General features: G+C 33.6%; 20 protein-coding genes. 11 read left to right on the plus strand and 9 right to left on the minus strand.

Translation table 11 applies throughout. The features are described from left to right. Window positions 1-2 precede the first annotated feature (2 nt). A complete protein-coding gene (pckA, locus tag ABD935_RS14145) occupies window positions 3-1,628 on the plus strand; it encodes a phosphoenolpyruvate carboxykinase (ATP) (RefSeq protein WP_345193048.1) in 1,626 nt (541 codons plus the stop codon). A 110-nt stretch (window positions 1,629-1,738) separates the two neighbouring features. Then, window positions 1,739-2,416: a DUF2490 domain-containing protein gene (locus ABD935_RS14150; RefSeq protein WP_345193050.1), complete on the plus strand. Its 678-nt coding sequence runs from the start codon at window positions 1,739-1,741 to the stop codon at window positions 2,414-2,416. Window positions 2,417-2,560: 144 nt separating this feature from the next. Here ABD935_RS14150 and rlmF read toward each other — a convergent pair whose 3' ends face one another. Continuing rightward, a complete protein-coding gene (rlmF, locus tag ABD935_RS14155; RefSeq protein ID WP_345193052.1) occupies window positions 2,561-3,451 on the minus strand; it encodes a 23S rRNA (adenine(1618)-N(6))-methyltransferase RlmF in 891 nt (296 codons plus the stop codon). Between the two features lie 270 nt (window positions 3,452-3,721). Here rlmF and ABD935_RS14160 point away from each other — a divergent pair, with 270 nt between their 5' ends. Further along, entirely contained in the window at window positions 3,722-4,378 is a 657-nt protein-coding gene (locus tag ABD935_RS14160) for an HAD family hydrolase (RefSeq protein WP_345193054.1), read from the plus strand. On the opposite strand, the gene ABD935_RS14165 is transcribed toward ABD935_RS14160, so the two are convergent. Next, complete coding sequence (locus tag ABD935_RS14165) at window positions 4,375-4,530, minus strand: hypothetical protein (RefSeq protein ID WP_345193056.1); 156 nt, start codon at window positions 4,528-4,530, stop codon at window positions 4,375-4,377. The genes ABD935_RS14160 and ABD935_RS14165 overlap by 4 nt on opposite strands. Before the next feature lie 2 nt (window positions 4,531-4,532). Further along, window positions 4,533-4,979 carry a large conductance mechanosensitive channel protein MscL gene (gene mscL / locus ABD935_RS14170; RefSeq protein WP_345193058.1) on the minus strand — a complete coding sequence of 149 codons (447 nt, stop codon included), beginning with the start codon at window positions 4,977-4,979 and terminating at the stop codon, window positions 4,533-4,535. Between the two features lie 239 nt (window positions 4,980-5,218). Here mscL and ABD935_RS14175 point away from each other — a divergent pair, with 239 nt between their 5' ends. Together ABD935_RS14175 and ABD935_RS14180 are read left to right on the plus strand one after the other, a co-directional pair. Next, complete coding sequence (locus ABD935_RS14175) at window positions 5,219-5,821, plus strand: SatD family protein (RefSeq protein WP_345193060.1); 603 nt, start codon at window positions 5,219-5,221, stop codon at window positions 5,819-5,821. After that, a complete protein-coding gene (locus ABD935_RS14180; protein WP_345193062.1) occupies window positions 5,815-6,540 on the plus strand; it encodes a DUF3307 domain-containing protein in 726 nt (241 codons plus the stop codon). The genes ABD935_RS14175 and ABD935_RS14180 overlap by 7 nt, the downstream gene beginning before the upstream one ends. A gap of 415 nt (window positions 6,541-6,955) precedes the next feature. On the opposite strand, the gene chrA is transcribed toward ABD935_RS14180, so the two are convergent. Beyond that, window positions 6,956-8,077 (minus strand): chromate efflux transporter, encoded by a 1,122-nt coding sequence (gene chrA / locus ABD935_RS14185; RefSeq protein WP_345193064.1) that lies wholly within the window; start codon window positions 8,075-8,077, stop codon window positions 6,956-6,958. Between the two features lie 346 nt (window positions 8,078-8,423). Between chrA and ABD935_RS14190 the strand changes: the two genes are divergently transcribed. The 3 genes from ABD935_RS14190 (at window position 8,424) to ABD935_RS14200 (ending at window position 10,330) form a co-directional block, all read left to right on the plus strand. Further along, complete coding sequence (locus ABD935_RS14190) at window positions 8,424-9,101, plus strand: DUF4294 domain-containing protein (RefSeq protein WP_345193066.1); 678 nt, start codon at window positions 8,424-8,426, stop codon at window positions 9,099-9,101. Continuing rightward, window positions 9,102-9,728, plus strand: a complete 627-nt coding sequence (trhA, locus tag ABD935_RS14195) for a PAQR family membrane homeostasis protein TrhA (protein ID WP_345193068.1) — start codon at window positions 9,102-9,104, stop codon at window positions 9,726-9,728. Window positions 9,729-9,838: 110 nt separating this feature from the next. Further along, complete coding sequence (locus tag ABD935_RS14200) at window positions 9,839-10,330, plus strand: GNAT family N-acetyltransferase (RefSeq protein ID WP_345193071.1); 492 nt, start codon at window positions 9,839-9,841, stop codon at window positions 10,328-10,330. A 56-nt stretch (window positions 10,331-10,386) separates the two neighbouring features. Here the strand turns inward: ABD935_RS14200 and ABD935_RS14205 are convergent, their stop codons facing one another. From ABD935_RS14205 to ABD935_RS14215, 3 genes are all read right to left on the minus strand, one after another. Beyond that, window positions 10,387-10,815: a DUF4268 domain-containing protein gene (locus ABD935_RS14205; RefSeq protein ID WP_345193178.1), complete on the minus strand. Its 429-nt coding sequence runs from the start codon at window positions 10,813-10,815 to the stop codon at window positions 10,387-10,389. A gap of 158 nt (window positions 10,816-10,973) precedes the next feature. Continuing rightward, window positions 10,974-11,648 carry a ZIP family metal transporter gene (locus ABD935_RS14210; protein ID WP_345193073.1) on the minus strand — a complete coding sequence of 225 codons (675 nt, stop codon included), beginning with the start codon at window positions 11,646-11,648 and terminating at the stop codon, window positions 10,974-10,976. A gap of 84 nt (window positions 11,649-11,732) precedes the next feature. Beyond that, complete coding sequence (locus ABD935_RS14215) at window positions 11,733-12,464, minus strand: class I SAM-dependent methyltransferase (RefSeq protein ID WP_345193075.1); 732 nt, start codon at window positions 12,462-12,464, stop codon at window positions 11,733-11,735. A gap of 260 nt (window positions 12,465-12,724) precedes the next feature. Between ABD935_RS14215 and ABD935_RS14220 the strand changes: the two genes are divergently transcribed. Beyond that, window positions 12,725-13,888, plus strand: a complete 1,164-nt coding sequence (locus tag ABD935_RS14220; RefSeq protein WP_345193077.1) for a THUMP domain-containing class I SAM-dependent RNA methyltransferase — start codon at window positions 12,725-12,727, stop codon at window positions 13,886-13,888. Between the two features lie 832 nt (window positions 13,889-14,720). Here ABD935_RS14220 and ABD935_RS14225 read toward each other — a convergent pair. Together ABD935_RS14225 and ABD935_RS14230 are read right to left on the minus strand one after the other, a co-directional pair. Beyond that, window positions 14,721-17,906 (minus strand): cytochrome c biogenesis protein CcsA, encoded by a 3,186-nt coding sequence (locus ABD935_RS14225; RefSeq protein WP_345193079.1) that lies wholly within the window; start codon window positions 17,904-17,906, stop codon window positions 14,721-14,723. Between the two features lie 417 nt (window positions 17,907-18,323). After that, entirely contained in the window at window positions 18,324-18,722 is a 399-nt protein-coding gene (locus tag ABD935_RS14230; RefSeq protein ID WP_345193082.1) for a group III truncated hemoglobin, read from the minus strand. A 118-nt stretch (window positions 18,723-18,840) separates the two neighbouring features. Here ABD935_RS14230 and ABD935_RS14235 point away from each other — a divergent pair, with 118 nt between their 5' ends. After that, a complete protein-coding gene (locus tag ABD935_RS14235) occupies window positions 18,841-19,608 on the plus strand; it encodes a Rossmann-like and DUF2520 domain-containing protein (RefSeq protein WP_345193084.1) in 768 nt (255 codons plus the stop codon). Beyond that, window positions 19,589-20,119: a KdsC family phosphatase gene (locus ABD935_RS14240; protein ID WP_345193086.1), complete on the plus strand. Its 531-nt coding sequence runs from the start codon at window positions 19,589-19,591 to the stop codon at window positions 20,117-20,119. Before ABD935_RS14235 ends, ABD935_RS14240 begins: the two co-directional genes overlap by 20 nt. The last annotated feature ends 67 nt before the right edge of the window (window positions 20,120-20,186 follow it).

Consider the following 20,186-nt stretch of genomic DNA (forward strand, 5'->3'; position numbering starts at 1 on the left):
AAATGACAACAACAACGCCAAAAAATCCGAGCTTAGAGCCATACGGATTAAAAGATGTGACGGTTAACTGGAATTTATCACCTGAGGAATTACAAAAAATAACAGTAAAAAAAGGCATGGGAGTAGAAACAGCTAATGGCACCCTTGTTATTAAGACTGGAAAATTTAGAGGACGTTCTCCTCAAGATCGTTTTTTAGTAAAAGATGATTATACTGCTGATAAAGTATGGTGGGGAAAAACAAATAAAGCAGTATCTCCAGAAAACTTTGATAAGTTAAAAAATGAAATCACTAAATACCTTTCAGGAAAAGAAATTTATGCTAGGGATGGTTATGTGTGCGCAGATCCTGAATTTAGAACAAGTGTTAGAACTGTAACAGAATTGCCTTGGTCTAATATGTTTGTTTACAACATGTTTTTAAGACCTAGTGAAAAGGAATTAGAAAACTTTAAAGAAGATTGGCTAATCCTTTGTGCTCCTGGGTATGAATGTCCAGACCCAAAAGCCTATGGCATTCGTCAAGGTAATTTCTCAATACTAGACTTTACAAAAAAAATAGCTTTAGTTGGAGGATCTGCCTATACAGGAGAAATGAAAAAAGGTGTTTTTTCTGCTTTGAACTTGATTTTACCAGTTGAGAGAGATGTTTTACCGATGCACTGTTCTGCAAATGTTGGTAAATACGGGGATACTGCTATTTTCTTCGGATTATCAGGAACAGGAAAAACAACTTTATCCGCAGACCCAGAACGCAAATTAATTGGTGATGATGAGCACGGTTGGACGGCCGACAACAATATTTTCAACTTTGAAGGCGGATGTTATGCTAAAGTAATTGATTTATCAGAAGAAAAAGAACCTGACATTTTTAGAGCAGTTAAGCCAGGTGCAATACTTGAAAACATTGTACTTAAAGAAAATGGAGAGCCAGACTATATGGATAGCAGTATTACTCAAAACACTCGTGTAAGTTACCCGATTCATCATATTGATAATATTCAAGAAACGCTTTATGCTAACAATCCTAAGAATATTTTCTTCTTAACTTGTGATGCTTTTGGTGTATTACCTCCAGTATCTAAATTAACGCCAGGTCAGGCCGCGTATCACTTTATTTCTGGTTATACTGCTAAAGTCGCAGGAACAGAAGCTGGGATTACAGAACCTGTACCATCATTCTCTGCTTGTTTTGGCGAACCATTTATGCCATTACACCCAGCAGTTTATGGTAAGATGCTAAGCGAAAAAATGCAAGAAGCCGGCGTAAATGTATGGTTAATTAATACAGGATGGAGTGCAGGACCTTACGGTGTTGGTTCTCGTATAAAACTAAAATATACAAGAGCGATGATTACTGCCATTCTACACGGAGAATTAGATAATGTAGATTACGAACAAAATTTTATTTTTGGATTACACATGCCAAAATACTGTCCAGGTGTACCATCAGAGATTTTAGACCCTATGAACACTTGGTTACAAAAAGGCGCTTATGTTGGTAAAGCCATTCAACTAGCACACTCATTCCACTTAAACTTTGAGAAATTTACAGCCCAAGCATCTGAACAAATTATTGAAGGTGGACCACTAATTGATGAACATCATCACTTACACGAACACTTTTAATAGGTTCTTATTAACGGTAAAAGGAGCTCAAAAAGAGCTCCTTTTACCGTTAATAATGTTTTATTATTTATAATTTAAAAATAGAACACGATCGCATATATTTGGAAACAATGAAAAAAGTAACATTACAATTAAGTTTACTATTTGTTTTTTATTCTAGTTACGCTCAAATAACATCCGAAAATAAATTGGGGGTTTGGTATGATATTGGAGTAAACCATAGAGTTTCAGAAAAATCAAGTATCGAAACTTATGCTCAATTTTGGCTATATGAGGTTAATGATAACTTTAATTTCTTTTTATTAAAAATGGGATACAATTATCACTTTAACCCCAAATTAATTGGAACCATATATTTAGGGTATTCAGATTTTGATGGTGATATCAACAACAGTTCTCCGCATACTTACGAAAACCGAATAACCGAACAATTTTTATTCAAACATAAATTAAGCAAAATACATTTAGACCATAGATTTAGATTAGAGCATCGTTTCTTTAGAAAGCAAAATTCTAAATCAAAAGTGGCGAGGTTACGCTATCGTCTTGGCACTAAATTTAATTTAAACAACAAATTATTTATTCGTTTACACAATGAGTTTTTATCAACTCCTAAGTCAAGTAAAACAGTAGAAAATAGATTTTATACTGGCTTAGGCATAAATATTTCCAAATCGAACAACATTCAACTAGGGTATATGAACAGAAACACATCTAACAAGGAGAATTTGCAAAGGCTACAAATGAGTGTGTTTTTTAAAACAGATTTTAGAAAAAAGAAAAGTTAATAATTAACGTCATTGTGAGGAAAGCATGACCGAAACAATCTTTTAAATTGAATATTTAAAGTTAAAAAAGGATTTTAAATTAATGTTTTTAGTTAATAATAGACAGATTGCCACGTTGTAAAAAACGCCTCGCAATGACGTTAATCATTTATAAGTCCAAGCTACTATTCTTGAAATTTTATGCCCTTGTCCCATATTAATCGTTTTAATATCGGTAGCACCTAATTTCTTTAAAGACGTGTACATGCCTTTTACCAAATCCTTTTTAGACACTAAAGTTGTAAACCAAACGCACTGTTCTTTAAACAAAGAACTTTCGTATAAATATGTGTGTAAAAACGCTTTTTCTCCACCTTTATACCACAGTTCATTTTGAGTGCCAGAAAAGTTTCTAACGACTTTATCCCCTTCCCTATTTAATCCTTTTAATTTTCTAGTAGTTGCCTCTAAAGCTTCAGCTTCCGACTTATAAAATGGCGGATTACAAATAGACACTGAAAACTTGTCATTTTCATTTAAAATACCTTTAAAAATTTGCGAAGCTTCTTTTTGATGTCTTAAAGAAATAACAGTATTCAATTTATTTTTATTGATGATATTTTGAGCATTTTTCAACGAAGTCCCATCAATATCTGTCGCCACAAATTTCCAGTTATATTCTGCTTGTCCTAAAATGGGATAAATACAACTTGCGCCTGATCCAATATCTAAAACATTAATACTTTCTGAAATTTTAGATGATTTTAATAAATCCGCAACATGATGCATATAATCTACACGCCCAGGAATTGGCGGACACAAATTAGTATCTGGAAATTCCCAAAACTTAATATTGTAATGTTTAAATAACAACGCTGTATTTAATGCCTTTACAGCTTTTGGATTAGCAAAATCTATAGTTTTTGTTTCGTATTTATTTTCGAATACAAAAATCAACAACTCTGGATATACTTCGCATAATGCTTCAATATCATATCCAGATTTATGTTTGTTTTTTGAATGGAATTTTGAGTTTGTTTTGATTTTTAGATTCATTTTAATAATTATTCAAAATTACAAAATAGATTTCTAGTCTCTATACCAAATAGACACCAAAAACAATTGAATAAATTCGTTTCTATTCCCTTTATACCTGCCGGCAGGTTTCAACATATAAGATAATGGTTCCCGATAGCTATCGGGATAAGGCTATGCTTTTATTTTCTGTCTCATATAAAGAACATATAATTCAAATTTATTATCAACCATTTTGATATTCATTTGGTATTCCTTTCAATTCTTTTATATTCGCAAAAAAAGTTACAGATGTTAAAAGCGGTTATTTTTGATATGGATGGTGTTATTATTGATAGTGAACCTATGCATAATAAAGCCTATCATGATATGTTTGATGAAGTTGGCATTGAAGTTTCAACTGAACTGTACGAATCGTTTACAGGGCAATCTACCATAAATATTTGCAAGCGTTTATGCGACCATTTTAATTTGGAGCAATCTCCTGAAAGTTTGGTTGCTATAAAACGCAAACATTACAAACACTTTTTTTATAGTAATTCTGACTTAGGACTTATTGATGGTGTATTAGATTTAATTAAAGATTATCATAACAATGGGCTCACTTTGGTTTTAGGATCTTCGGCAGCTATGACGAGTATTAATCAAATTTTTGACCGTTTTGATTTGAATAAATATTTTGTAGCGAAACTTAGTGGTGGCGATTTAAAACAATCTAAACCTCATCCTGAAATTTTTATTAAAGCTGCTGAAGCTACTGGTTTTAGCAAAAATGAATGCTTTGTAATTGAAGATTCCACCAATGGTGTTGAAGCTGCAAAAGCGGCAGGCATTTTCTGTGTTGGTTTTGATAGTTTTCATTCTAAAAACCAAGACTATTCTAAAGCAAATAAAGTCATTACCGATTTTAAAGAAATTAGTTTTAGTAAAATTAAGCCCTTGTTTTAATTATCATTTTGCTCTTTTGCTTTCAAAATAATAGCTTTTAAACGTTCCTTTCTTAACGTTTCCTCAGCTTTCTTTTTGTTTTTTTTCTTAGCCATTAACTTAGAATGCTTCGCCTTATTTTTTGTATTCTTTTCTCTACCTGTTTTTGCCATAGTTATTTGGTATTAGCCTTTAACAAAGCATTTTGCTCTTCCATTAATTCTGTAAGATGGGATAGTAATTCAATATCTTTAGGTGTAACCACTGTTTTATCTTTAGTATCCTGAGCTTTATTCCGAAGTCTATTCATAAACTTCACTACAATAAAAACCGTAAACCCTATAATCATGAAATCTAAAAACGCTTCGCCTAACGCGCCATAACCTATGGCAACCTCATCTGTTATATTAGTTCCTGTAGCATCTGTTACCGCATCCCTAAGAATAATGCGTTTGTTTTGCATATTTACGCCATCTGTTAATAAAGATAATGGGGGAAGAAATATTTTTTTAACCAATACATCAATTACTTTGTTGAATGATGCACCAATAATAATCCCGATAGCCATATCCATCATATTTCCTTTTACAGCAAACTCTTTAAATTCTTTGAATAGTTTCATATGTTGGTATTATTTAAAGCCGCAAAGATATTAGTTTATGGTTTTAAATTTTAAACTCATCTTGACTTTTTCTATTTCCTAAAAGAAGCCGCAATAAGCTTTGTAAAAATATCTGCTTTTAAACTGATATTCACTATTATTATATCTAAAGCTAATATTTTATATTATTAGTTTATTAGCTAATAATTTGCTATTTTAAGTAAAAATTCATACATTTGAATATCTATTTTACCAAATCAATGACTAGTATAATAACAGGTGATATTATAAATTCTAAAAAAAGCTCTCCAAAGAAATGGCTAGACGCCCTTAAATCTGTTTTAAATAATTATGGTAGTTCTCCCTTAGTATGGGAAATATATAGAGGCGATAGCTTTCAGTTAGAAGTCAGTCCAAAACTGGCCTTAGAAGCCTGTATCCTAATAAAAGCGACTATAAAACAATTTGACAACCTTGATGTCAGGCTAGCTATTGGTATAGGCGAAAAAGAATATCATTCAGAAAATATTACAGAATCCAATGGCAGTGCCTTTGTTAATTCTGGGGAATGTTTTGAATCTCTTAAAAAGACAACACTTGCCATAAAATCACCTTTTGAAGCATTTGACACACAAATAAACATCATGCTAGAATTGGCACAATTAACGATAAACAATTGGACAAGCACCACAGCAACGTTGGTTAAAACGGCTTTAGAACATCCAGATTTTAATCAAAAACAGATAGCCGAAACCTTAGAAAAAACACAAGGCAATATCAGTCAAGGGCTTAAGCGTGCAGGGTTTGATGAAGTCTTTAAATTATTGCAATATTTTAAAACCCAAATGCAAAGTCTATGCTAACCTTAATAATCAAACTTATACTAGCACATCTTATAGGCGATTTTTTACTTCAACCTCAAAAATGGGTCAATCATAAAGAAACACACAAACACAAATCTAAGTTTTTGTATTGGCATATCTTGATACATTTAGCAGCGCTACTTTTAGTATTGCAATTCAATTTTGAATATTGGCTGGGCATAGTAGTAATTATCATTTCTCACTACATCATAGATGTTATAAAACTACATCTAAAATCAAAAATAAACCCTAGACTTTTATTTGCATTAGACCAAGTTGCTCATATTATAGTCATCCTACTTATTGTAAAAATATACGAACCGTATGAATTTAATATAGATACCCTTTTTGACGCAAAAACCTTGTTGTTCTTAACAAGCCTACTATGCATTACCAAAGTATCTTCCATTATCATGAAAACCATTATATCCAAATGGGATTTAAAGGAATACACCGAAGAAGCTTCATTAGAAAACGCAGGCACTTATATTGGCATACTAGAACGTCTTTTTGTTTTTATGTTTATCATCACTAACCACTGGGAAGGTGTTGGCTTTTTAATTGCCGCAAAATCTGTATTTCGCTTTGGCGATTTATCAAAAGCTAAAGACCGAAAACTCACCGAATACATTTTAATAGGCACTTTGTTAAGCTTTGGTTTAGCTATTTTAATCGGGGTTGGGCATGAGTATATTTTAGAGTTGATTGAAGAATTATAATTTGGGCGCCTGCCTACCGGCAGGCAGATTATCCTGACCCCGATAGCTATCGGAAGGGTCGGGCATTCACTACTCGCTCCCTCCTACCACTTATAAAGCTAAGCTTTTTATCAAAAAGTTTATCATGAACAATAAAAGTATTGAAAAACGTTGTTTTCTATTTCTGGTAAAATGCTCTTTTGAAATCTTAAAATCATTTTTTAGTATTTTACGGAATAACTCAATTATTATCTTTTCAAAAAAAAAAAAAAAAACGACAGCTTCTTTTTTTTTTATAATAAATCATTGATTACCAGATAAATACACGGTTTTTATTTTTTAAAAAGCAAGACTAAATACCTGAAAATAAGTCATTTACACATTAACTTAATGCATTATTAAACGACCGCTATTGAGGGCTGTTTTAACTAAATATTTAAATAAATGTCAATAAATATCCAATCAGCGCGCCACCTAAAACAATAAAAGCACTATTCAGTTTTTTGAAAACAAAGACAACCACTATACTTGCAATAGCAATTATAATTGTTCGCCAATCGGTTAATGTGTCTTTCGCCATTTCTACACAAACTGCAATTATCAATGCCACTGCGGCAACATTTACTGCATCTAATATTGTGCCTATAACATTTGACTTTCGCATTTTTGGTATTAATGGATTTAATATCAAAACAAAAAGAAACGAAGGAAGGAAAATCCCAAGAGTTGCAGCAAGCGCTCCCGTTATTCCATTCATTTGCCAACCTATAAAAGTTGCGGTAGACAAAACGGGCCCTGGCGTTATTTGTCCAACAGCAACGGCATCAATCAATGCTTGTCTTGTCAGCCATCCATTTGCAACTAATTCTGTATCGAGAAAAGCAAACAAAACGTAGCCGCTACCATAAAGTATGGCACCAACCTTTAGGAAAGTCAAGAATATTTTGAAAACTCCAATTTTTGAAGGGTCTGCTACTTGAAAAAGCAAAAGTGGTATAAGACTCTTTAAATTACCTGTGTTTTTTTTTGAAAAATAAATAACCAAACCAAGTAAGCCACAGCCAAAAAGAGCGATTATTTCGTTTACTCCAAATAAACAAGCTACTAAAGTTATGATGCCTAAAATGGCGAGTTCAGTGTTTTTTATTGCCTTTTTTCCAAGTCGGAAAGCCGCCATTATAATTATTGCAATAACCGCTGGCTTAATGCCGTAAATGAAAGGCTCAACTTTTGGTAATTGACCATATTCTTGGTAAAGCCAAGCAAAAACAGAAGTGATAACCACCGCAGGAAAAATGAAACAAAATCCTGCAACAAAAAGACCTTTCCAGCCTGCACGCTCGTGTCCGCAATGCATTGTCATTTCAGTGGAATTCGGGCCCGGTATTAAATTAGTAGCACCAACAAGGTCGAGGAAGTGTTCTTGTGTCATCCATTTTCTTTTTTTGACCACTTCGTCTTCCATCATTGCAATATGAGCAGCGGGACCACCAAAAGCAATACTTCCTAATTTGAAGAATAATTTGGCAACTTCTTTTAGTTCACTTTTTTTAGACATTTAAAAATTTAGTACAAGTGTTTTATCTTTAGCTAAACGAAGTTCGCTATTTTTTCTGACAAAGTCAAGTGTTTTGGTAATTTCAGATAGGGAAAAACCCTACTTTTATTTTAGCCACTAATGCACGAATAAAACTAAAAATAGATATCACGAATAAAAAATCTATAGATTTTTTTTTAGCGTAGATTCTTTTGTGTTAATCCATAAAAAATTAGTCTTCACGATAGCTATCGGAACGTGGCATTTTTCATAAAGTATGAGTTTGCCATGGTAATTTCAGATTTTAGATATCCAGTTTTGAGAAATTCTGTATTTTTGGTATAATAAATGTCCCATTATTTATTAGATGAATTACTTAAAATACATACTTATAATTTTCCCTGTGATGTTATATGCTCAGGTAAAAGTCATTGAACAAAATTCTACACCAACTGAATACCTTATTATTAAAGGCGATTCAGTTCCTAGAACTTCTATTAATTTAGATGAAGTGATGCTTCTGCATAAGCTTAAGTTTGACGGTAGAGAAGATAGGATACGATATTTAATTTTAAGACGAAAAACCATTAAGGTGTATCCGTATGCTAAAATGGCAGCAGAACGTTTAGATTCAATGAATACAAGATTATTAAGGCTTACTAAGAATCGTGATAAGAGACGTTATACCAAACGTATTCAAAAATATATAGAAGGCGAATTCTCTGAAGAGTTAAAAAAAATGTCACGTACAGAAGGTCAGATTCTTGTGAAACTAATACATAGGCAAACAGGACGAACCGCATTCGATCTCGTTAAAGAGTTGCGCAATGGTTGGCGTGCCTTTTGGTATAACACAACAGCCAGTATGTTTGATATTTCATTGAAGCGAGAGTTTGACCCTGAGAGCGAAAAAGAAGATTATTTAATTGAAGACATTTTACAACGTAATTTTCAAAGCGGACGCTTAGAGCGTCAAAAACCAGCTATAGATTTTGATTTTTACGATTTAACCAATAAATGGGTTCATCAAAAAATACCTGAATAAATGCGTATTCAAAAGCCATTTGAAGAAAAACTAAATACGATATCCCACGCTATAGGTGCTTTGTTTGGCATAGTGGCATTGGTGTTACTTATTGTTCATAACTCGAATAAAACCGAATGGAGTTTGTTTAGCGTTATTGTTTATGGTATTTCAATTATCATATTATTTATGGCTTCAACATTTTACCACGCCGTAAAAAGTGAGAGTCGGAAGCATTATTTTAGAATTGTGGATCACATCAGTATCTATTTTCTAATTGCTGGAACGTATACACCTGTTTGTTTAATTTCATTAGAGCAAACTTTAGGATGGACTTTGTTTTTTGTGGTCTGGGGAATTGCCGTTTTTGGTATGATTTTAAAGCTATTTTTTACTGGAAGGTTTGAAGTATTTTCAACGTTATTGTATTTAGTAATGGGGTGGCTAATCGTTTTTGATTTTTCTAAATTATCTGATGTTATTGGCAACAACGGTATTTTGTTTTTATTTGCTGGTGGTCTTGCATACACTGTTGGCATTGTTTTTTATGCTATTCAAAAAATACCATATAATCATGTTATTTGGCATCTGTTTGTACTGGCAGGAGCTATTTTTCACTTTTTTATGATTTTTGGTTATGTCATTTAATAACGCTGTCATTTCCACGAACCTGCCAGTTGGCAGACAGGGACGGGAATCTCAAAAAAAAAAACATGATTCTTTTGTTTAATTTTCCTTTATTTTGAACACCTAATTCTATGATAGAAATCGCCATAGCCAATACAACTCCTGATTTTTTGCAAATTGAAACTTTAGCAGATACCATTTGGAGAGAACATTATATCCCTATTGTTGGGAAACCACAAATAGATTATATGCTTGATAAATTTCAATCTGCTGAAGCTATTGAACAACAAATAATAGATGGTTTTGAGTATTTCGTATTGAATTATGATAAAACTCCAGTTGGTTATATCAGTATAAGAAAGGAAAATAAAGCCTTATTTTTAAGTAAAATATATGTTTTAAGTAGTTGCAGAGGGAAAAAAATTGGTAAAACTGCTATGTTATTTATTGAAGAAAAAGCTAAAGACTATCAATTAAAAAAAATAAGATTAACCGTAAACATAAACAATACAAATTCAATTAAAGCTTATGAGAAATTAGGTTTCAAGAATGTTGGCCCCTTGATTACTGATATTGGAAATGGATTTGTAATGGATGATTATGAGATGGTGAAAGTTTTATAAATTCATAGTCATAGTCACGAAGTCCAGTTATTCAAAAATCGTCAATCAAAAATCAATCACCCTTCAATAACTTCCTTATATTCCTCAAAAAAAGCTTCAAACATGCTCATGTTTTTATTGAAGAATTCCATAACATCGCGCCATGAATTTTTATTATGAATAGACACTTTTTGTTCTAAAGGCACGTATATTCTAGAAATCTCTTTTTCATTATCAAGAAAATATTCCTCATTAAAAATAGCATCAGGAAGATATTCATCTAGTAAAATCGATTTTAAGGCAAGTAATTTTTCCCAGTATTTAATGCGATTTTCAAGGTCGTCTTCAAGGTCTAAAACGACTAAAGCGGTTTTGTTATCAAAGTGAAACTTAAAACTTAAACCTTTTAGTTTGGTGTCATACAAAACCCATTTCCGTGGAAACGATTTCCCGAAACTAGTCCAAAACCCTTGTCTTAATATGCGTGATTCTTCTTTGCTAAACATTGAAAGCCCATCTTTTTCAATTCCCTTGAAGAAGGGAATCCTTTTTTTTGTCATTCCTGCCTTCCGTCTACGTTAAAGATAAACTTCAGCAGGAATCTTTTTAATATAATTTAGTTTCGATTTATGAGATTTCCGCCTTCGCGGAAATGACAAGATCATCAAATCAAATAAGCCACCCCAACGCCGAGTATAATCGAAATAAACTTGGAAAAATTAAATTTATGACCTTCGCCACTTTCAAATAAAATAGTGGTAGAGATATGAAAAAATATTCCAATAACAATCGCGTTAATTATGTGGGCATAATCAGCAATGATAATTGCCGTATGTGAAATCCAAGTTCCTAACGGCGTCATAAAAGCAAACACCAATAAAAAACTAGCAACTTGTATTTTAGTATAATTCGACTGTAACAAAAACATAGTAATCAAAGTGGCAATCGGTATTTTATGAACCAATACACCATAAACCATATCGTTATGGTCATGAATAGAAAACCCTTCTAAAAAACTATGAATACATAAGCTAATAAATAATAACCACGGAAAAGCAGTTTCGTGTTTATGGATATGTACATGCCCATGTTCCGCACCTTTAGAGAATAACTCCAAAACTATTTGAAGCATAATACCACACATTATAAACAGTCCGGTAAGTTTGGTGTCTAAGTGGCTGTAAACTTCGGGAAGTAATTCAAAAAGTGTTAAAGCTAATAAAAAAGCTCCGCTAAAAGAGAGTAGGAGCTTAGTGTTCCAAGATTTTTGCTTTTTCGTAACTAAGGCTAAAACAAAACCTAAAACAACCGCAAGTATGGGGAAAATAAATTTATTCATTCAAAAAAAACTATTCAATATCATAAAACTAATCCAAAATAATCCACGACAGTAAGCAAAACCAAATGTCGATTATCGACCGACCTATTTAAAAATCATGACTAGACGTTCCGATGTTTTGGCATTAAACTTATTCAATTTATAATCGCCAAAAACATCTAACAAATATACACCAGCCTGTTCAAAAAGCGACTCAAAATCAGCTAAAGTAAACCCGCGTACACGCTCTTGGAAATTATACAACCTGTCATCCGCCGTAAAAGTAATATCTTTTATAATATATCCGTCTTCTACATAGCGTTTTAAATGAAAGTCAATACCATCAACCGTTTTAACTTCCTCGGGTACTAAATTATCAATAACAAATTCACTATTCATAAAATCAATAACCCCAAAACCAAAGTCGTTTAATTCAGCTTTTATAGACGCAATAGTTCTTAAATTATCCGCATCATCATCAAAATACCCAAAGCTAGTAAACAAATTAAAAACCGCATCAAACTGCTTGTGGTAAGGGGTGCACATATCATGCACATCAAAACGCAAGCGATGGTTTTCAAACTGTTTAGCAAAAGCAATACTATTTTCGCTTAAATCCACACCCGTTACATCATACCCGATTTTGTTGAGGTATAACGCATGGCGCCCCTTGCCACAAGCCAAATCTAGCACGGTGCCACTCTCTGGAATATTCAGATAATCGGTAAGCGTATCCATAAACGCGTGCGCCTCGGTATCATTCCGGTCTTTATATAAAATATGGTAAAATGGCGTATCAAACCAAGATGTAAACCAAGTAGTTGTGTTTTTAGTCATAAATTTTTGTGGGGGTTACCCCCGAAAAACGTCGGGGGTCAGGCTTTCCGCTATATCTTTCTTGTGCTGGACATGTTTCAGTATCTCATCAAGTATATTGAATACATGGAATATAAGTTTCAATCAAATACTTTTTTAAAGCACAAAAAAGGATGCCGCTGCAATCCTTAACCCATTATCCGCAATTGCTAGTTAATTTGCGCAAAATTACGTTATTTTTGCATTCTATTAGACGTAAATAGTCTATCAGACTTAAAAAAATGGCAGAAAATTTCAACATGGTAGCCAAAACCCTATTTGGCTTTGAAGATTTATTAGAAAAAGAACTCACACAACTTGGCGCTATGTACGTTAAAAAAGGCATACGTAACGTAGCTTTTTCGGGCGATAAAGGCTTTATGTACAAATGCAATTTAGCATTGCGTACCGCAGTAAAAATCCTTAAACCCATCCATTCATTTAACGTAAATAACGAGCAAGATTTATACGATAAAATCTATGCCATGGATTGGAGCAAGTATTTAAAACCTACAGGAACACTGGCGGTAGATGCGACCATTCATTCCGATTTGTTTTCACACTCGCTATACATTGCACAAAAAACAAAAGACGCCATCGTCGATAAGTTTAGAGACACCGATGGACAACGACCAAACGTCGATTTAAAATTTCCAGACCTAAAAATAAACGTGCATATTGACAGGAGAAAATGCACCATATCCTTAGATTCATCAGGCGATTCCTTGCATAAACGCGGTTACAAAACCGCCACCAATATTGCACCAATAAACGAAGTATTGGCAGCAGGACTCATTATGCTATCGGGTTGGGACGGACAAACCGATTTTATGGACCCCATGTGCGGTTCAGGAACCATGCTTATAGAAGCCGCCATGATAGCCTGTAACATCCCGCCAAACCTCATGCGGAAAGAATTTGCTTTTGAGCGTTGGCAAGATTGGGATGTAGAATTATTCGAGAAAATTGAAGAATCCCTGCTCGGTAAAACACGAGATTTCCATCACAAAATAATAGGTTACGATAAAGCACCAAGTGCCGTAACCAAAGCTATAGAAAACGTTAAAAATGCCCAACTAGAAGATTTTATAGAGGTAAAACACGAAGATTTCTTTAAAACCCAAAAAGGAGGCGACCAAAAACTACACATGGTATTTAACCCACCATACGGTGAGCGTTTAAATATCGATATGGAAGAGTTTTATGCTAATATAGGCGATACCCTAAAACAAAACTACCCAGGTACAGATGCTTGGTTTATCACTTCAAACCTTGATGCTTTAAAGCATGTAGGATTGCGTCCTTCAAGAAGGATACATTTATTTAATGCCAAACTAGAATCGCGTTTGGTAAAATATGTCATGTATGAAGGGAGTAAGAAGGGAAAGTATATGAATAAGGACTAAATTCCTGACTTAACAATCTGAGAATTTTGTCATGCCGATGACAAAAAATGCAAAATAATAATCTAGGATGCCGTTTATAAAGGAAATGAAAGGTTTAAGTATATGAAGGCTCTAAAATTTTTATAGGTCTAAAACAAAGGAACCGTTCAAACTGAGCAGTTAAAAACAATTTACCACAAGCACGAGCACAATGTCATTAAGTTAAAGTTTTAACAAACATATATTGCTTATTTTTAGTGATTTAAGGTTTTATTCGTGATCTATATTTACCGGAATTGCGTTGTTTTTTGAGTATCGTTTGTCAGAGATTTTAGTGTTCTTTCCAGGAAAGATATCAACAACAAGTGATTTCTTATTACTTTTATAAAAATCTTTGACGAGATTGCTAAAAACTTACATTAACCCGTATTATATAATCAAGACCTTTTTCTAAGTACTTGTTGATAAAGTCGTAGATGGGCAGCTTCTCTCATAAAGCATCAAGTCTTTCTCTTTGCAATGTGCCAGTTGTACTAGTGCAAATCTCTTTCTCGTCAATCTAGGGGCTCTAAACTGTCATCTAAAACATAGTTGTTTAGGACATCGTAAATTACGGAACACCTTGCCTGTACTATAAATGTCCTAGTTTTATTTTTAGTTTCTCCATAAATTATTTTAAGCTCATCGGTTATGGAAAAGTTAATTCTTGAACCGTCAACAGCCAATAACCTGTAGCCTTTCCATAATTACCTTACCACATCATTGTCTGTGCAAAATTCATTTAATCTAAAGAATTCCTCTTTTTTAATAGATACAAACCTATATTAAGGTTGCATACAAATGTATAATAGCACTACTTCCTATAGTACTTAGCATATCCGCGGAAAGCGAAAAAACCTAAAATCGCAACAATAGCAACAGTAATACTTATAAATTTCACACTAACAATTTGGTCGCCACTAGCGTAACTATGTAAGCCTGCTAAATAGAAGTTCACTCCAAAATAGGTCATTATAATACTAGCAAAAGCAATGATTGAAGCTAAATTAAAACCCCATCGACTTCTTAGACCTGGCACTAGTCGCATATGGATTACAAAAGCATAAATCATAATACTAATAAGCGCCCAAGTTTCTTTAGGGTCCCAACCCCAATAGCGCCCCCAACTTTCATTGGCCCACATACCACCTAAAAAGTTACCAATGGTAAGCATCACCAAACCTACGGTTAAAGACATTTCATTAATAATAGTCAACTCTTTTATATTGAGTGCCATTTTTTCTTTATTCTTTTCCGAAGTAAAAATCATTAACAATAATGACACGACTCCTAAAATCATACCCAAAGTAAACGGACCATAACTAGCAACAATTACTGCCACATGAATCATGAGCCAATAGCTATTTAAAACAGGCTGCAAATTTGCAATAGCAGGATCCATCCAATTCCAATGTGCAATCATTAAAATCATTGCAGTTACAAAAGCAGTTGACGCAATAGTTAAATCACTTTTTCTTCCAAAGGCTAAACCAAAGAACATAGTTGCCCAAGCTACATAAATCATGGACTCATAAGCATCACTCCATGGCGCATGACCAGAAATATACCAGCGGGTTATTAAACCAGCTGTGTGCAAAATAAATAACCCTAGAACAATAAACTTAAAAACAATTATAGCAACATTTACAAACTTGCGCTGATCATTAAATATTTGAACTATTAATAAAACAAACAATAAGCTACCAGCATATAAATACCAACTAAACAGTTTCTTAAAAATATCATACTTGTTGTAAAGCACTTCGGTCTTTACTTTATCGTCACTAAGCATAACCGCTCCGCCATAGCGGTGTTGGGTTTTCTTAAATGCCGCTAAAAGTTTTTCGGCTTCTTGAAAATTGTCTGTTTGCTTTGCTTGGTTTAAAGTAAACAAATAAGCTCTAAACCCATTTTTTACAAAGTTTGAATACAGCGAATCCTTTATTTTAGAAGTATCTTGCTTATAATCGAAATTAGAAATCCATTTGTTATTATCATCGTTAGGAATCGGGAATATTTTTAAAGACATCCCTTCTACCGTATTGTACAACAAGTTAACACGCTGGTCCGTTTCTTTAAATTCCTTTTGAAACCCGTTAGGTACTTGAGCTTTGTAGGCTTCATCTAAATAAGGTGCTAATTTGTACTCACCTCTATCTGAAAAGAAATCTGCTAAGGCAACGTACTTTTCACTTGTATCAACGCCAATAAGTTTTCTAATAGAATCGCCCTTTTTTAACTTTAAATAAATGATAGGTACATTATACCAAAGCATAGGACTTTCTTGTATGGATAAAAACACCTGGTTTGCATCAAAATCCTCATAAGTATCACGTTTACTTAACTTACGAAGCATTTCTGATGCATAGGTATTAACAGGCATCATTCGTCCGCTTAAATCTTGAATCACCAAATGACCAAATTTATCGGCGTGTGCTTTAGGTGTTATATTTGATTGTAGAATAGAATCTATTTGCGACTTAGCTGGTTTTGAATGGTCGTGCCCATCGTTCTCATGATGCCCTTGAGAAAACACATTCAATCCAACGCATAACATAAGAACTGAAAATAGTTTTGCTTTTTTAGCTTTCACTTTTTCCAGCTGTACCTTTAAATCTCCAAAACGAGAATATTTAGAAAACAGAATAGCCATCAACCCAAAGTAGAGCATAAAATAACCTAAATACGTAATTAATGAACCCCAATAATCATGATTTACGGAAAGAATCGTTCCTTTTTCATCTGGATCAAAACCCGATTGAAAAAAACGATAACCACCATGATCTAAGATGTTATTCATAAAAATCTTATAATCGTAGTGTTCTGTTTTATCGTCTAAAACAGTAACTTCACTTGAATATGCTGAATAGCCACGCTCAGTTCCTGGGTAACGCTCCGCTTCAAAATCGTTCAACTTTAAAGAAAACGGTAACTCCAAAACTTTAGAGCCATATTTAAATGCAAAGTCTAATCCGCCTACTTTAATCTGTTTAAAGCTGCTGTTCGTTCCTTTTCCACCAAGTAAACCAATACGCTGTGTTTCACCATTGGTGGTCACTTTTAGCATCAAACCATCATCATCATTTTTCAACATTTGCGATTTTTGTACCATGTCGAAAACACCCTTAATTACGGGTTTAGGAAATACCATTTGCATATTGCCAATTTTATAAAGCGAACGCAATGCTAAAGGTTGCAAGCTGTCTTTTATCAATTTCCCTTCTGCTTTGGTAGCCATGGTCATATAACTACCTTCAAATGGAGAATTTATAGTGAGCTCATTATTTCTATAAGTTATATTTATTGCGCCATCGGTAGGTTTGTTCAATGCAAAAAGTACATTATGAATACTACTTATTTCTCCTGTTTTTAAGAAATGATTATGAGCCCCATTAGCTCCAGCTTCAACAATTTTTAAATACTCTTCACCTTCTTCATTTGGAATAATATCTTCTTCTGCTCCTACAATAAACTTTTCTAATTCAATAGTTACAGGCTGTTGGTTGTATTTGGTTTCAATCTTAAAATCGTTATCTAAACGCCCAGAAAAATCAACTTCACTATTAATAGGCAACCGTTGTGGAACGCCATCAATTTTGTAATCTCCATCTATATAGGTTGTGATGTATGTTTTTTGAGAAAGAAAGCTATTCTCAGTAGCACCTTCGCGAATTGCCATCATACCCTCAAAACTGGCATAACGTGTTATAAAAGCGCCTAACAAAATAAAAATGAATGACAAATGTAAAATAAAAGTCGCCCATTTTTCTTTTTTATACAATCTGAATCTGAAAATATTACCTGTAAAATTAATAACGAAAAATACCATGATAGCTTCAAACCACCAGGCATTATAGATTAAGTTTCTGGTATACGGTGTTGGCGATGTTTCTTGTCCTGCGTCCAAAATAGTGCCAGTAGCCATAGCAGCAGCAAAAGCAATAAATAAAAAGGCGGTAAGTCGCGTTGAGAAGAAAATATTGGCGAGTTTTTTTTGCATAATTTGAACCCGTTTTTTAGGTCGTACAAATTTAAGTATTTAAGTTTATTTTGAGGTGTTAAAGTGTTGTAAAAAGTTTGAAATTAAAAAGCTCGAAGTTAGAAGTCTGCTTACTCTGCTTTATTGTTTCACGCAAAGGCGAGGCGGTGCAAATTTGGACGTAAAAAATCTAATAATGAAAACCAAGACTATGACTGAAGAACTGAGACTGAATACTTTTTTTTCGCGCAAAGACGCAAACCTGCCTGCCGGCAAGCAGGGGCGCAAAGTTGAACGTAAAAAACCGAATAATGACAACTGAGTCTTAAAAACTACTTTTTTTGTACGAAGGCATCACACGACTTTCTGAATACTGTGACTGTGACTGAATACTAGGGCTGAATACTGTGACTGCGACTGAAGACTACCCACTGCTTACTAACCCCTCGCTTCAAAAATTTTCAAATACAAAAAAGACCCCATTTTTCTGGCTCGTCGTTTTGCGTTTTCTGCATAATCGCCTTCAAAAAGTTCGTCTATGGTTTGCAGCCATAAATTTAACCACAATCCAAAATGCAATTCGGTAATACTGTTATTGTTTTCCCTATCAACTTTTACGTGAGCTTCTAATGGATCTCCGTGATACTTATGTTCTAACTTTCTGGTCATGAACAAGCTTGTTTCCCAGAAGGTTGTTAATTTATCTAAATGTGCATCCCAATCTTTAATTACATCATTAAAAAAAGGACCTAAAACCTCATCTTTTCTAACTTTTTTATAGAATGATGACACTAATAAAAATACATCATCTCTAGTTTTAATATCTTTTTTATTCATATTTCAAAGTTATGGGATTATTTAATATATATCTAGTGTCTGGTTGGAAACAGACACTATCTACTAAAAAATCGTAATTCATAATTCGTAATTCGTAATTCGTTAGTATTTTAGCAATATGATTTCAGTAGTAATTCTCGGCGCAGGTAATGTTGCCACGCATTTATTTAAAGCCTTCAATAATTCAAATAACGTTTCTGTTATCCAATGGTTTAACAGAAGTATTGAGTCTATAAATCCATATAAAAATACAGTTGATATTACTAACGACTTAAACGCATTAAAAGATGCCGACATATATATTTTAGCGGTTAGCGATGATGTTATTGGCTCCCTTTCTTCAAAACTTCCTTTTGACAACAAATTGGTTGTTCATACGTCTGGAAGTGTTAGCGTTTATGATATTGATAAAAAACACAAACGTGGTGTATTATACCCCTTGCAAACTTTTAGCAAGACCACAGAAATGGATTTTACTAATGTGCCCATTTGTATTGAAACTATTGATAAAAAAAGCTTTCCGATATTAAAAGAATTAGCAAAAAGCACGGGTGGTCCTTTTAAAAGAATTAATAGCGATCAACGGCGTGTTTTGCATTTAGCTGCAGTATTTGTAAATAATTTCACTAATCAGTTATACAGAATCGGGCATGAGATTACCGAAAGTGAAGGCGCAGAATTTGATATGCTAAAGCCGCTTATTTTAGAGACCGCAAAAAAAATTCAGGATATATCGCCATATATGGCGCAAACAGGACCTGCTAAGCGAAACGACAAAAAAACCATTAAAAAACATTTAAAGGACTTAGAAAGTCAACATCATAAAGACATATACCAACTCCTAACAAACTCAATTCAAAAAACCCATGGAAGAAAAAAGCTATAAAGAATACCTTGAACACATTACCACCTTTATTTTTGATGTGGATGGTGTTTTAACAGATGGCTCCGTTACTGTTACTACAACTGGCGAAATGCTGAGAACTATGAGCATAAAGGATGGTTATGCGTTAAAAACCGCAGTAGATAACGGATTTAATGTTTGTGTTATTTCCGGTGGCTCTAATGAAGGCGTGCGTTTACGATTACAAGGTTTAGGGGTTACCGATATTTATTTAGGCGCACAGAACAAAATAGAACAGTTAGATGATTATTTTAATAAGAAATCTATCAAGTCTGAAAATGTGCTTTATATGGGCGATGATATTCCTGATTACCCCGTGATGAAAGGTATTGGTTTACCGTGTTGCCCGCAAGATGCAGTACCTGAAATTAAAAATATTTCAAAATACATTTCGCATAAAAAAGGGGGAAAAGGCGCTGTTAGAGATGTGATTGAGCAAGTTCTAAAAGTTCAAGGAAAATGGAACGGAAATTATGAAGCTAAGTATGACTAGTTGTTAGTTGTTAGTTGTTAGTTGTTAGTTGTTAGTTGTTAGTTGTTAGTTGTTAGAAACAATAAAA

The sequence above is a fragment of the Algibacter agarivorans genome (assembly GCF_039543245.1).
In the GTDB taxonomy this organism is placed as follows: Bacteria; Bacteroidota; Bacteroidia; order Flavobacteriales; family Flavobacteriaceae; genus Algibacter_G; species Algibacter_G agarivorans.

Bases quoted from the DNA above. Each gene is read 5' to 3' on its own strand.
- ABD935_RS14230 (WP_345193082.1), bottom strand. From the start codon at position 18,722: ATGAATAAAAAAGATATTAAAACTAGAGATGATGTATTTTTATTAGTG.
- rlmF (WP_345193052.1), bottom strand. From the start codon at position 3,451: ATGAATCTAAAAATCAAAACAAACTCAAAATTCCATTCAAAAAACAAA.
- ABD935_RS14235 (WP_345193084.1), top strand. From the start codon at position 18,841: ATGATTTCAGTAGTAATTCTCGGCGCAGGTAATGTTGCCACGCATTTA.
- ABD935_RS14165 (WP_345193056.1), bottom strand. From the start codon at position 4,530: ATGGCAAAAACAGGTAGAGAAAAGAATACAAAAAATAAGGCGAAGCAT.
- mscL (WP_345193058.1), bottom strand. From the start codon at position 4,979: ATGAAACTATTCAAAGAATTTAAAGAGTTTGCTGTAAAAGGAAATATG.
- pckA (WP_345193048.1), top strand. From the start codon at position 3: ATGACAACAACAACGCCAAAAAATCCGAGCTTAGAGCCATACGGATTA.
- ABD935_RS14220 (WP_345193077.1), top strand. From the start codon at position 12,725: ATGGCAGAAAATTTCAACATGGTAGCCAAAACCCTATTTGGCTTTGAA.
- ABD935_RS14175 (WP_345193060.1), top strand. From the start codon at position 5,219: ATGACTAGTATAATAACAGGTGATATTATAAATTCTAAAAAAAGCTCT.
- ABD935_RS14160 (WP_345193054.1), top strand. From the start codon at position 3,722: ATGTTAAAAGCGGTTATTTTTGATATGGATGGTGTTATTATTGATAGT.
- ABD935_RS14180 (WP_345193062.1), top strand. From the start codon at position 5,815: ATGCTAACCTTAATAATCAAACTTATACTAGCACATCTTATAGGCGAT.
- ABD935_RS14210 (WP_345193073.1), bottom strand. From the start codon at position 11,648: ATGAATAAATTTATTTTCCCCATACTTGCGGTTGTTTTAGGTTTTGTT.
- ABD935_RS14225 (WP_345193079.1), bottom strand. From the start codon at position 17,906: ATGCAAAAAAAACTCGCCAATATTTTCTTCTCAACGCGACTTACCGCC.
- ABD935_RS14190 (WP_345193066.1), top strand. From the start codon at position 8,424: ATGAATTACTTAAAATACATACTTATAATTTTCCCTGTGATGTTATAT.
- ABD935_RS14215 (WP_345193075.1), bottom strand. From the start codon at position 12,464: ATGACTAAAAACACAACTACTTGGTTTACATCTTGGTTTGATACGCCA.
- ABD935_RS14205 (WP_345193178.1), bottom strand. From the start codon at position 10,815: ATGTTTAGCAAAGAAGAATCACGCATATTAAGACAAGGGTTTTGGACT.
- ABD935_RS14240 (WP_345193086.1), top strand. From the start codon at position 19,589: ATGGAAGAAAAAAGCTATAAAGAATACCTTGAACACATTACCACCTTT.
- trhA (WP_345193068.1), top strand. From the start codon at position 9,102: ATGCGTATTCAAAAGCCATTTGAAGAAAAACTAAATACGATATCCCAC.
- chrA (WP_345193064.1), bottom strand. From the start codon at position 8,077: ATGTCTAAAAAAAGTGAACTAAAAGAAGTTGCCAAATTATTCTTCAAA.
- ABD935_RS14200 (WP_345193071.1), top strand. From the start codon at position 9,839: ATGATAGAAATCGCCATAGCCAATACAACTCCTGATTTTTTGCAAATT.
- ABD935_RS14150 (WP_345193050.1), top strand. From the start codon at position 1,739: ATGAAAAAAGTAACATTACAATTAAGTTTACTATTTGTTTTTTATTCT.